Consider the following 13,268-nt stretch of genomic DNA (forward strand, 5'->3'; position numbering starts at 1 on the left):
CCCCTGTTTAGGGACTGCAAAGGTAAAACTTTTTTTAATTATAGAAAAGATTTTTTTAATAAATCTTGCTGATTTTTAGCGCATTAAGATTTTCCAGTTCGTCATGCTCACCTGAAGCAAAGCGGAAAGCTACGGAGTAAATTTATTTCAGCATCTGAATCATAGAATTTTCAAACTGTTGAGATAGTTTTTCTTAATTATTTGAAAATGAGCGTCCTGCATTTCGTCAGAAACAGCCGCCCGCTATCGCTTATAGTCCTCTCCCGATGAAATATCGGGATCCGGGCTATTCCGCTCTATCGGGTTTAAAAAAAAGGACTGTGCATGATTGCAACTAGTCCATATCTTTTAAAAAAAGATGCTCAAACAAGTTCAGCATGACGATGTACTTCTATCGTTTCGTAAACGTGCCCCTCGTAAAGCCTTCGCCAATAAGTGTCTGTTCATCCCTGATCAGCAACATAATGGTGTTTTGCTGGTTATATAATTTAATCATATCCCCATCAATCACATATTTGGAGGTGAAAACAGAATCGTTATACGCATCACTCACCGTAACCGAGTCTTTGGATTTAAAATTGAAGGTCTTATACTGTACATCTTCACTGCTGCTAAAAGTGCCAGTAACAACTTTTTCAGCTATGAATGTGATGTAACAAAGATAACCTACTACTAAAATCACAATTACCGAAAAACTGATAATTAATTTGTTGCCACTGGCATATTTGAATGAAAAATACAGGATAGTGAATAAAATCAATGCTACAACGGCAATAAAAATAATACCCGTATAGTTTTTGCTGCTTTGAGGAATTGATGCTGCTATGGTGCTCTTCGGCGCTGCAGGTTTAACCGGCGATACCCTTACGAGGAATTCTTTGCTTACCCAGCCTTCGCCATTGGTTACTTTAATTTTAAAGAAAGTGGTGTTCGATGAATCAATTACGGCCACATTTTCATTTTTGGGCAAATAACCCACAATTTTGCTATTGGCATCGGCTTTTTCGCGTACCCGTAAATCATCGGCAGTTACCCGGTACAGGTCTTCACTGCCTTGCGCAGCAGATGTTTGTGTGTTGGGTGTTGCAGTACTGGCTGCAGGGGTAGTGGGTTGAGCTGCGGGGGCAATTTTCTCTAAAAAGTCTTTACTGGCCCAGCCTTCTCCGTTCTTAAATTTTACTTTATAAAATTTGGCATCGCTTGCGTCTAAAACAGCCACATTTTCGTTTTGTGGAATAAAGCCGATAATCTTGCTTTTTGTATCTCTCGATTCCCTTACACGTAGTTTATCCGCGGTAACCCGGTACATGTCCTGTGCATTGATGCTTGTTGAAAAGAGGGTGAGCGCAAAAAATAAGAATAGGATTCTAGCCATGTTGTTTTTTTTGTAGATGCTTTAACAGAGCGTTAAGTCATACCATTACTGGGTAATTGCCAAAAATAGAAATTCTTTTAGTAATGGCCGGGAAGATCGGAAAAGATTTTTTCACAGGCTGATCCCACAGTATTATTGAGCCTGTTTTACCAGCTTCCCCCGGTACCACCGCCACTGCTGCTGCCACCACCCCAACTGCTTGATGATGAAGAGGAGGAGCTGCTGCTGCCACCTGATGAAGACGACGAAGAGCCGGATTCGACCAGCATAGGCAAGATAATCCACTTAATAAATTCGGTTTTTTTACAGAAACTGCATTCGTTAATTACTTTCGCTTGTCCGCTGTGGCTGTAAGTTGCCGCCCTGGTAGTTACCTGTTTATGGAGTTTGAAGGTTCTGAAAGCACAATCCGGGCATTCGGTGTACTGTTTGTAGGCTTCGGCAGGCCATTGTTTAATCAGGTGTTCCTTATGGTCGGTGCTTTCCCATATATCATAATCGTAAGCCTGTATTACTTCTTCTTGCCGTTGTCCCTTGGTTAAAAAAGGGCTTCCATCAATATTGATATCCCGGTCTACCCGGACCATTTCCTTGTTTTTGCTGTCCAATACAGGTTTAAAACGATCGTTGTTTTTACTTTTTTTAAACAGATAACCGATAAGGCTGATCAAAATCAGAGGAGAAAAGATAACCAGCCAAAAGTTCTTTTTATTGAAGCTGTTTACTGAAGTGAAAAAGTTTTTATCGTCATTATGGGCTTGTCTCAACGAAGAAATATAGAAGAGGTACCTGAAATAAAGTGCAATGGCGAGCACGGTATATAAAATTACAGGTACATGCCGCCATCCGAAATGATCAAAAAGCCGGGTGCCATCAAAAAATATAAAAGCAAAAACAGCGATAATAAAAACTAAAATCACGCCCACACAGCCTTTTGCAATGGCTCGTTCGCCAGGATTTTTACCCGTAAAGGCCTTGAAAGGTATATTTTTTCCTTGCCGGTTAACCAGCCTGAATACACCGAAAAATGCCAGGATAATCACCGCCGTGGGTAGCCAAAAACTTTCCATAAGGCTGTCGCTGTTATCTTTTTGGGTAAACAACTGGTTCAGCTCTGCTTGGTTATTGGGGTTTAAAATCAGTTCGCCAAGGGCATTGATGGTGTTGATGATCCCCGTAGCATAATTATTTTTTCTAAAGGCAGGTAAGAGCTGCCGTTCGGCAATATGCTTAAGCTTAACATCGGGTAGTACACCCTCAGCTCCGGTGCCGGTGATAAACCTGTATTTGCGGCGCTCTTTCGAAATAAATAAAAGCAGTCCGTTATTGCTGTTTTTCTGCCCGATTCCCCAGGTATTGAACAGTTGATAAGCGAAATCAAAGTCCTCCTGATCGTGATCAAAATCATTTACCACTACCACCGCCACCTGGACATGGGTTTTACGTTCAAAGTCTGCTATGGTGGTATTGAGTTCAGCTACTGCATTGCTTCCGAGAATTTTGTCGGGATCACTTACATAACCCCCTCCGTTTTTTTTAGGGTCAGGAATATCTTTTACCTGGTAAGCCCGTTGTGCTATGGCGAAGTTTGTAACGAAAATCAGCAGAAATAAGCTTAACGCTTTAAACAGATGAAATTTGAGCATTGTAGATCAGGCTATGTTTACAGCGTCATTCAACAACTTAAGTGCCAGTTTAATTTACTCTTTCAATATTTTAGCCAGTATTTTATCCAATTTCGATTTGTCTTTCATATAAGGTTCTAAATCAAATAATTGAACCGTTTTAAATTCGATTGGATGACTTTCGCTCTGTAAGGAGATATAACCTGAAGTAAGGGCTTTACCGTCTATTTTAACTTTAGGGTCGAAGTTGGAAACGTTGCCGCCCCCGATCTGGGGTTTGGTATATTCCAGTACAACTTCGCCACCAATAATGTGTTTCACAATCGAATCGCGCAGCACCAGGAATTCTGCCGTTACCCACTGATCGCCTGCATAGGTTTTCGATTTCGAGTCGAGGCAGTGTGGAGTAAACAGTTTACCATTATAGTTGATCAGCGTTCCCGGTGTACATACATTGCTGGTATGGCGTTCATGTACGCCATCTCCACCTAAAATCTGCCCCTCGATTGAGATAGGGAAGTCCTGGTTTTTTAACATCGTTGCCGGATCCTGGCAGTGTAACATGGCACCGCTATTGCGCGTGGCCCAGCCTTCGCCACCTTTAGCCTGCTCGCCAACAAAACGATAGGTTACTTTTAAAAGATAAGCCGAAAAAGGTTTTTTATAGAATATATGCCCGTATTGTTGGTCAAATTCTTTGTAACCATCATAACTTACTTTCATGATTCCGTTTTCTACCCGGAAAGTATTGGCATAATTTTCTTTATAGTCGTGTTTGGCAATTTTAATGTTCCAATCGTTTAAATCTTTTCCATTAAACAGGTTGATCCAGCCTTTTTGGGCATTTACATTGGTAATAAATAACGATAGAAATAATAGGGTGAGGTAAATTGATCTTAATTTCATAGCAACATTTGGGTTCTGTGCTAAAAATATGAATTTTTCTCCAATTGTAAACGGATTAATGAATCAATCATTAATTAACCTGGCCAAATGATATATGGATTAATACTGGCTTTTTCCGCTACCCCATTAACCAATGACCAATGAACCAATAAACTAATGACCAATGGACTAATAAACCAATGACCAATGAACCAGTGAACTAATGACCAATGAACCAATAAACTAATCACCAATGAACCAATGGCCAATAAACTAATGAACCAGTGAACTAATGGCCAATGAACCAATGAAACTAATGAACCAAAAAAGGCCCAACTTTCTCTAGCGCAAAATCAAGTTGTTCTTGCTGCGTAAGATCCGTATTATCTAAAATAATGGCATCCTCTGCTCTCACCAGCGGACTTTCTTTCCGGGTAGTATCGGCATAATCGCGGTGGGCAAGATTTTCGAAAACCTCTTCTAAAGTGGTGGTATTATTGCCTTTGCTTTCAAGCTCCTTAAACCTGCGTTCGGCCCTGATTTTCGGATCGGCAGTCATGAAGAATTTAACCGGGGCATCAGGAAAAACAGTGGTTCCGATATCACGGCCATCCATTACAATGTTTTTCGATTTGCCCATGCGCTGTTGCTGTTTAACCATTTCGTGGCGTACAAGTTTATGTGCCGAAACTTCACTTACATTTTCGGAAACCGGCATCAAACGGATCTCGTCTGATACTTCTTCGCCATTGAGTGTAATATGCGATTCGTAATCGCGCGAATGGAAATTGAGTTCGATGTGCTGTAATGCATCGGCAACCTGGGCATCATCAGCAACATTGATGTTATTTCTCAAGAAATACAGCGTAACGGCACGGTACATTGCGCCGCTGTCTATATAAATGAAACCTAATTTTTTAGCCAATGCCTTTGCTAATGTACTTTTTCCACAAGATGAATAGCCATCTATTGCTATTACCAGGTTTTTCTTCATCGTAGCGCAAAGGTAAAAAATAGAAACAGAATGCTGAATTTTTTTAGGTGTATAAAGTTAGATTCTAAACAAGATAATTATTTTCAAATACTTACTTTTGAAACATGTTACCTACGAGAGAAGAAATTTTACGGTCTGTTACTTTCAAAACTTCCAGAAGTGGGGGCAAGGGCGGGCAAAATGTAAATAAGGTTTCGAGTAAGGTTGAGCTTATTTTCGATCTCGAAACTGCAGTTTCTTTTAACGAAGATGAAAAAACATTGCTTAGGAGCAGATTGGAAAACCGTTTGGATGCAGAGGGTTTATTACATATTATTTCGCAGGAAGACAGGAGTCAGCTTTTAAATAAAGAGAAAACAATTGTAAAACTGATCGATTTATTAAAAAGATCGCTTACTGTTCAGAAAAAGCGAAAACCGACCAAAATTCCCAAAGCGGTAATTGAAAAAAGATTGAAAAACAAGGCTTCTACAGCTGAAAAAAAGAAAAACCGGAAAATCATTGATTTATAAGGTTTTAATAGATTAATTATCCTGCCTTTTTAGTTGTTTAATTTTACCATTCAGAAATTCTTATTTGGTATAATGATTTGTGTTTTTAAGTGGCATTAAAATTGAGTCTGCTCTGCACACACACACACAAATTAAACCAAATGAAAAGAACAATGTTAGCCTTAGCCTTTGTGGCTACACTTGCTGCCTGCAAGAAAAAAAACGACGAAATTCCAACGCCTGCTCCTGAAGAAAAATTATCGCCTGATATTGCTTTTACCGTTAACGGGGCAACGCAGAATGCCAAACCTTTGTACCCTGCATCCGGAATGTATAACTTCTTAGGCTTCGGGTATGACGTGACCGATAAATTTAACGACCTAACCTCTGTCAGGGCTAATGTTGTTGACATTCCTGCCTATGATGCCAATAGGCAGTATAACGTTGTGTTTATAAGAAGTACGCAATCTTCGTGGAGGACTACTCAGGCTGAAAATGCCGTTGATTTATCAACAAAGTTATCCAATTCATATGATGCGACTAAAGGCTTTAAGCTCTTTGGAAACACCATTGATCAGGTATTCCCCGGAACAGATGCTAATGATAAAAAGTATGTTTACGGGCACTATTCCTATTACATGATCTGGAAAGTATATAAGTTTAATTACGAACAGCCGGTAAATAATTTTTTAACAGCCGATTTCAGGAAAGATATTACTTTATTAAATGCTTCACAGCTCGTGAGTAAATATGGAACACACGTGCTAACCAATATAAAGATAGGTTCGAAATTTGATGTTATTTACCAGGCAGAGGCGCCTCAAAATGAGAGAAGAGGTTCGATTGTTATGGAAGGATTGCGTTATACCCTGAAAAGAACATTTGGCTTGCCTACTGGCTACCTGGATGAACCCGTTCTCCGCAATTTAAATGATAATACTTCGGCCAAAATCTATTATAGCTCAACTGGCGGCGATATTAGCAAAATAAAACCCGAAAATATAAATAACAGGGTAGTTGTAAACCTTAATAACTGGGTTGCTTCCACTACTGAAGATAAAGCCACTTTTATAGGTGCTGCTGATAATGGTTTGGTTCAGCTGGATAACTTTATAGATGATGCAGTTAAAAAAGCTGAGGTTAAAGCTTATATAGAACAGTATTTTGCCGCAAAAACGGTTAAATTGAAAAGTTAGCAACAGAAAGGGCGGTTTAACCGCCCTTTCTGTTGCGTATGCCTGCAAGGCTATATCCTCCCTGGTATCTTTATTAACCTTTACCAAACCTGTAATACAGGCTTAAGCCTCCATAATTCTGTGCTTTAGCCACACTTTTAACCTCTTTTGTCTTAAATATTACATTAAAATCGGCGGTAAATCTTCTCGAACTGTAATTAACTCCAAACTGTTGTTCGAAAACAAGGGGTTTAACACCAAAAGTGAGCGGACTATCATTATTGAAGAGGCTGCCCTGGATGGTGGCATCATAAGCAACAAAATCAAGCTGTGGCTTTACATAAAAGAAAAACTCCGAATTGTTCAGGCTTTTGGTTTTCGAATTACCGATTACCGCATTATGGTAAGCACTATTGAACAACTGGTTTAATTTGCCGGCCCTGAACAGTACCGACGCGCCCAGGCCTGAAAAAGTGGTGCCCAGATTGGCATATCCCTGGGCGCTGATATCAACAATCGGATCTTCCGGGCGGAACAGTAATTTACTATAATTTGCAGCCAGGTTTACAGCCACCTCATTTTTAATCTGGTACTCCCAGCCTGCCGGGGTGTAAAAGCCCACTGTTTGATGTAGAAAACGCTGCGCATCCTGCGCAAGGGAATTCGGGCCAACAGTTCCCAGCTCTACGCTTGTTTTTAAAACACTTTCATTTTTGTAGAAAACAGAATAAGCACCACCTGCGTACAGATAACCGGCGAAAGGCCTGTCCTGGTCTGCTTTATTTGGCACCTGTCCCCAATATGGGGTATACATTTTCTGCCCGGCAGAAATTTCGAAAGTCTTTTTTTCTATTTTATCCGATAGTTTTTCGGTAGGGAATGCCCTGCGGAAATAAATAAACAAACCATTTGTATAATAACGGTCGTTTAGAGTAGCCAGATAAGCATCGTTTTCGGTTTTAAAGCCGAATTCGTTTTTAAAAGATTGTGCAAAACCGGTTGAAATAACCAGACCAAAAACTAAAGTGAATAAAATTGATTTCATAAAAAAGTCCCGATGGTTATCGGGACTATAAAAGTATTTATTGTAATTGGATTTTTGATCGTTAATCCGAATTTTTACCAATTAGTTTACAATAGAAGCAGTTTTGATGCTTAAATCCAAAGGTTTTTTAACCTTGTTCTTGGTTAAAGCCAGGTCAATTACCTCGCTCATTTCGCTTACATAGTGGAATTTCAGGTCTTTAATGTAGCTTTCCTTAATTTCTAAAATATCTTTACGGTTGCTTTTGCACAGGATAATTTCTTTAATATTGGCCCTTTTTGCCGCCAATATTTTTTCTTTAATCCCGCCAACCGGAAGTACCTTTCCACGCAGGGTAATTTCACCCGTCATCGCTAAATGTTGTTTTACTTTGCGTTGTGTAAATGCCGAGGTTAATGCCGTAAGCATGGTTACACCTGCCGATGGACCATCTTTTGGCGTAGCACCCGCTGGAACATGCACATGAACATCCCAGTTGTCAAACAACGTGTAATCGATGCCAAACTCAGCAGCGTGCGCACGCAGGTAAGCTAAGGCAATTATTGCCGATTCTTTCATTACATCACCTAAGTTCCCGGTTAAGGTCAGTTTCCCTTTTCCGGGGCTTAAGCTCGATTCGATAAACAAAATATCGCCCCCAACGCTTGTCCAGGCTAACCCGGTTACCACACCTGCAACTTCATTGCCTTCATACAAATCTTTATCAAAAATCGGCGCCCCTAAAATACGCTCCACATCATCGTTGCTTAAGTTTGCATCATAGGTTTCTTCCATGGCAATTTTTGTAGCTACACCGCGTACCAACGAGCCGATTTTTTTCTCAAGACCACGAACGCCCGATTCCCTGGTGTAATCTTCAATTACTTTTTCGATCAGGGCAGGTTTAAGTGCAATATCTTTGGTCTGCAAACCATGGTTTTCTTTCTGTTTTGGCAACAGGTATTTTTTAGCAATTTCAATTTTCTCTTCAATGGTGTAACCATTTACTTCAATAATCTCCATCCGGTCTAACAATGCAGGCTGTATGGTGCTTAAAGAGTTTGCGGTTGCAATAAACAGGATATTAGAAAGGTCATAGTCCATTTCTACGTAATGGTCATAGAATGCACTGTTTTGCTCAGGATCCAATACTTCAAGCAAAGCTGATGACGGATCGCCACGATGGTCAGTCCCTACCTTATCAATCTCATCCAAAACAAAAACAGGGTTATCTGCTCCTGCTTTTTTAATAGAAGAAATAATACGTCCAGGCATTGCGCCAATATAGGTTTTACGGTGGCCACGGATTTCCGCTTCATCGCGGATACCACCTAAAGCCATGCGTACATATTTACGACCCAAAGCTTTGGCAATTGATTTACCAAGCGATGTTTTTCCCACTCCCGGAGGACCAACCAAACATAAAATTGGTGCCTTCATGTCGCGTTTTAATTTAAGCACAGCCAAATATTCGATAATACGCTGTTTAACTTTTTCTAAACCGAAATGGTCTTTATCCAATATACGTTGTGCTCTTTTTAGGTCGAAATTATCTTTGGTAAACTCGCTCCACGGTAAATCCAAAAGCAGTTCCAGGTAATTTAACTGTACCGAATAATCAGGTGCAGCAGGGTTCATCCGGCCCAGTTTATCAAGCTCTTTGTCAAAATGATCTGCAACTGCCTGTGTCCATTTTTTCTTTTTCGCTCTTTCCTGCAGGGCATCAAACTCTAAATCCGCCGAACTGCCGCCAAGTTCTTCCTGGATGGTTTTTAGCTGCTGGTTTAAGAAATAATCACGTTGTTGCTTATCGAGATCGGTACGTACTTTAGACTGGATCTGGTTTCTTAGTTCCAACATCTGCAGTTCGACCATTAAAAGTTCCATTACTTTCTGCGCCCTTTCCTGCAGCTTATCCATTTCGAGGATCTTCTGTTTATCGGCCATTTCGGCATTCATGTTTGAAGAAATAAAATTGATCAAAAATGAATTGCTTTCGATGTTTTTAAGCGCGATGCTGGCCTCACTAGGGATATTCGGAGAAAGTTGGATGATCTGTGCAGACATTTCGCGGATAGAGGCGATCAATGTTTTGAACTCTTTATCTGCTTTGTGTTTCTGCTCTTCAAACTTTTTAATAACCGCTTTAATATAAGGTTCGTTCTGTACCTCTTCAATCAGACTGAAACGTTGCTTACCCTGGATAATTACCGTCGTATTTCCATCGGGCATTTGCAACAGCTTAATGATATTTGCAACGGTACCTACGGTGTTAAGTTGCTCAAAAGTAGGGTCTTCTATCGATACATCCTTTTGAGATACCACCCCGATAATTTTATTTCCCTTGTAGGCTTCCTTAATTAATTTAATTGATTTATCTCTTCCAACCGTAATGGGGATCACTACGCCTGGAAATAAAACGGTGTTTCGCAAGGGCAATATGGCCAATGTTTCAGGGGTTTCCTCATTGTTCATGTCCTCCTCGTCCTGTTGAGACATAAGGGGGAAAAACTCTGTATCTTCGTTGATGATTGGCATTGCTGATTGGAAATCAAATATATCTTGTTTACTCATTATCACATTTTTCCGCTAACGACAAATTGGCAGTTCAATCGTATTCGCTTTATTTAATTTTAGTATTAAATTAATAAATTCAACTCTTGTGCCAAAGTGAAAATAATATTAATGTTATGTTAAAAAGGCAGGGGAACATAAATATTCCTGTCTATATCATATTACACCTATTTTAACGTTAAAGCTAATGTTTAAGGGCTTCGGTTTCGAATGAAAAGAAAAATTAAAAACTTTTAAATTATCAGAATAGGATTATATTGCGAAAAAATTCTCCTATAATTTTAATAGGCGTTTGATTTGTTAAATTTATTACTCATACATGAACGATTTTAAAAAGGCGATTTTAGGACTCATTATTTTTTCATCAACCACTAGTTTTGCGCAGGGCAATTACGAAAGAAGTATGCAGGCCATGATGAAAGGGGACTATAAGACTGCCGCTACGCAACTGGAAAAGGCTGATGCTAAGACTCCTGATAATGCACATGTTTTACAGATGCTTGGATATTCATATTTTCAGAACCGCGAATATGAAAAATGTATTGCTACCTACAGCCGTTTATTAACGATTAAACCAAGCGAGGTGTCAGCTTATTATTACCGCGGTATTGCAAGATTAAAAATTGCCAACGATCCAAAAGAATCGTTAAATACAATGCGCGAAAGCTTTTATCTGGCCTCTCTCAAAGATTTTACAAAAGCCATCGAAATTAACGGGGATGAAGATGCACAGATGTTTCAGAACCGTGCCCTGGCCTATAAGGATTATGCAATTTTTAAATCTTTTAAAGTAAAGAAAAAAGAAGAAAAAGCAGCATGCGTAGCTTTGTTCAATAATTCTATTGCTGATTTTCAGAAAGTATTGACCTTGCAGCCACTGAGAAAAGATATTATCGATTGGGTTACTTATGATAAAGCGCAGATTGCGAGTTTAAAGTAACATGATGATCAAAATAAAAAAGGGCCTGAAATTTTCAGGCCCTTTTTTATTTCAGTTTTCCCGTTATTGAATATTTCTTTTCTTTTAAAAGCCTTATTTTTTGGTGCTTCCTGATGCTGTATAAACTATCTGGAAAATAAGTCAACGTATCCTGCGATTGGTATAAAATGTTTTTGTTATCGATCAGGATTTCGATCTTTTGTATTTCGGAACCGTTCCTGGTGATCGAAACCTTTTTGACCGGGATTTTTTTATTATCCGAAGTATAAGCTTCCGTTCCATCCAGTTGTGTTGTTTTAAAGCCTTCTTTCCACGATGCTTTATTAATATCTGCGTTAACGAAAATGGCTAATTCTTTTGCCCAGCTGGCCATTTTGGAGGTTTTGTTTTCGGCTGTCCCGTTTACATTAACGGTTTTGTTTACAACAGGATTTAGCTTTTGTAAGCGCGAAATTTCTTTTTCAAAATAGCCTTTTATATCAAAATACTGCAGATCAGTCTTTGCTTCAGCCTCTTTCCGCTGTTTGCAGGAAAAAAAAGCTAAAGCAAATAACAATAACAGGATGGAAATTTTTTTGATCATTATACTAAAACATTTCCGGTCATTTCTGCCGGTATATCAACACCCAGGATCTTCAAAATGGTAGGAGCAATATCGCCTAACTTACCATCGGCAATTGTTTTGTAATCCTTATCAATTAAGATACAAGGTACCAGATTGGTGGTATGCGCTGTGTTAACAGAACCATCGTCATTAATCATATATTCAGAGTTACCATGATCGGCCAGCAGGATAAAAGAATATCCGTTTGCCAGTCCGGTTTTTACTACAGTTTCTGCACATTTATCGGCAGTTTCTACTGCTTTTACCACCGCTTCGAAAACGCCTGTGTGCCCAACCATATCAGGGTTTGCAAAATTCAGGCAGATAAAATCAGCCCATCCGGTTTGCATTTCTTTTGTAATGGCTTCGGTAATCCCTGCAGCACTCATTTCCGGTTGCAGATCGTAGGTAGCTACTTTTGGCGAAGGGATTAAAATGCGTTTTTCGTTGGCAAATTCAGTTTCCCTGCCCCCAGAGAAAAAGAACGTAACATGAGGATATTTTTCTGTTTCGGCAATGCGGATCTGATTTTTATGGTTATCGGCCAGAACTTCGCCAATGGTTTTGGTCAGGTCGTCTTTCGTGAAAATAACATTTACCTTTTCAAAGCTTTCATCGTAGGTCGTCATCGTAACATAATACAATGGCAGTTTGTGCATTTGCTGCTCAGGGAAATCTTTTTGGGTCAGGGCGGTGGTAATTTCGCGCCCTCTATCCGTACGGAAGTTAAAGCAAATCACCACATCATCAGGCTGGATGGTGGCAACCGGTGCACCATTATCCTGGGTAAGCACAACGGGTTTTAAAAATTCGTCGGTAATGTTTTCTGCATACGATTTTTTGATGGCGGCAAGTGCATCCTGTGTTTTCTCGCCAATGCCGTTAACCATTACATCGTAAGCCTGTTTTACACGCTCCCAACGGTTATCGCGGTCCATTGCATAATAACGCCCAACTAAAGAAGCCAGTTTGGTATCCGTATTTTGGATGTGGTTTTGTAGATCGGTAATAAAACCTAAACCCGAATTCGGGTCGGTATCGCGACCGTCTAAAAAAGCGTGTACATAACTTTTCACTTTCGATTCGTTTGCTGCATCGCAAAGTGCTTTTAAATGTTCGATATGTGCGTGAACCCCACCGTTCGATACCAGGCCGATGAAGTGTACCGGTTTGTTGTTCTTTTTGGCGTAATCGAAAGCATTTACCAAAACAGGGTTGTTGTGCAGTTCGCGGTCGGTAATGGCTTTATTAATTCTGCCGAGTTCCTGATAAACCACACGGCCGGCGCCTAAATTCATGTGTCCCACTTCCGAATTGCCCATTTGTCCGGCAGGCAGGCCTACGGCTTCGCCTGATGCTTCAAGCTTAGAATTGGGGTAATGTTGCAGTAGCGAATCGAAAAAAGGGGTGTTGGCGGCATAGGCAGCGTCAGAATTGTCTTGTTTTCCGTAGCCCCAACCATCAAGGATTATCAGCGCGAGTTTTTTATCGTTTACCATTTTTATACTTTATTGTAAAATTTATTGATGCACATTAAAACATTTTCATGTATAACATGTTTTAATATTTTGTTTATATGGC

General features: G+C 39.8%; 11 protein-coding genes. 3 read left to right on the forward strand and 8 right to left on the reverse strand.

What is annotated here, in order from left to right; genetic code table 11:
- Positions 1-391 precede the first annotated feature (391 nt).
- The 4 genes from GGQ60_RS00175 to cmk form a co-directional block, all read right to left on the reverse strand.
- Entirely contained in the window at positions 392-1,375 is a 984-nt protein-coding gene (locus GGQ60_RS00175; protein WP_183759380.1) for an SH3 domain-containing protein, read from the reverse strand.
- Positions 1,376-1,521: 146 nt separating this feature from the next.
- The gene (locus GGQ60_RS00180; RefSeq protein WP_183759381.1) at positions 1,522-3,021 is read right to left on the reverse strand and encodes a TPM domain-containing protein; all 1,500 of its coding nucleotides are present in this window, start codon (positions 3,019-3,021) and stop codon (positions 1,522-1,524) included.
- A 54-nt stretch (positions 3,022-3,075) separates the two neighbouring features.
- Positions 3,076-3,906, reverse strand: a complete 831-nt coding sequence (locus GGQ60_RS00185) for a 3-keto-disaccharide hydrolase (RefSeq protein WP_183759382.1) — start codon at positions 3,904-3,906, stop codon at positions 3,076-3,078.
- 292 nt (positions 3,907-4,198) lie between these two features.
- The gene (gene cmk / locus GGQ60_RS00190) at positions 4,199-4,879 is read right to left on the reverse strand and encodes a (d)CMP kinase (RefSeq protein WP_183759383.1); all 681 of its coding nucleotides are present in this window, start codon (positions 4,877-4,879) and stop codon (positions 4,199-4,201) included.
- A gap of 104 nt (positions 4,880-4,983) precedes the next feature.
- Here cmk and arfB point away from each other — a divergent pair, with 104 nt between their 5' ends.
- Entirely contained in the window at positions 4,984-5,391 is a 408-nt protein-coding gene (gene arfB, locus GGQ60_RS00195) for an alternative ribosome rescue aminoacyl-tRNA hydrolase ArfB (protein ID WP_183759384.1), read from the forward strand.
- Between the two features lie 140 nt (positions 5,392-5,531).
- Positions 5,532-6,566 (forward strand): MAC/perforin domain-containing protein, encoded by a 1,035-nt coding sequence (locus tag GGQ60_RS00200; RefSeq protein ID WP_183759385.1) that lies wholly within the window; start codon positions 5,532-5,534, stop codon positions 6,564-6,566.
- 73 nt (positions 6,567-6,639) lie between these two features.
- On the opposite strand, the gene GGQ60_RS00205 is transcribed toward GGQ60_RS00200, so the two are convergent.
- Both GGQ60_RS00205 and lon read right to left on the reverse strand, forming a co-directional pair.
- Positions 6,640-7,590 (reverse strand): lipid A deacylase LpxR family protein, encoded by a 951-nt coding sequence (locus GGQ60_RS00205; protein ID WP_183759386.1) that lies wholly within the window; start codon positions 7,588-7,590, stop codon positions 6,640-6,642.
- An 81-nt stretch (positions 7,591-7,671) separates the two neighbouring features.
- Positions 7,672-10,143, reverse strand: coding sequence for an endopeptidase La (gene lon, locus GGQ60_RS00210; protein ID WP_183759387.1), 2,472 nt, complete (start codon positions 10,141-10,143; stop codon positions 7,672-7,674).
- 319 nt (positions 10,144-10,462) lie between these two features.
- On the opposite strand from lon, the gene GGQ60_RS00215 reads away from it, so the two are divergent.
- The gene (locus GGQ60_RS00215) at positions 10,463-11,083 is read left to right on the forward strand and encodes a tetratricopeptide repeat protein (protein WP_183759388.1); all 621 of its coding nucleotides are present in this window, start codon (positions 10,463-10,465) and stop codon (positions 11,081-11,083) included.
- Between the two features lie 46 nt (positions 11,084-11,129).
- Here GGQ60_RS00215 and GGQ60_RS00220 read toward each other — a convergent pair whose 3' ends face one another.
- Positions 11,130-11,666 (reverse strand): hypothetical protein, encoded by a 537-nt coding sequence (locus tag GGQ60_RS00220; protein WP_183759389.1) that lies wholly within the window; start codon positions 11,664-11,666, stop codon positions 11,130-11,132.
- A complete protein-coding gene (gene gpmI / locus GGQ60_RS00225) occupies positions 11,666-13,186 on the reverse strand; it encodes a 2,3-bisphosphoglycerate-independent phosphoglycerate mutase (RefSeq protein WP_183759390.1) in 1,521 nt (506 codons plus the stop codon). Before gpmI ends, GGQ60_RS00220 begins: the two co-directional genes overlap by 1 nt.
- Between the last annotated feature and the right edge of the window lie 82 nt (positions 13,187-13,268).

The organism is Pedobacter zeae (assembly GCF_014196715.1).
Lineage (GTDB): Bacteria > Bacteroidota > Bacteroidia > Sphingobacteriales > Sphingobacteriaceae > Pedobacter > Pedobacter zeae.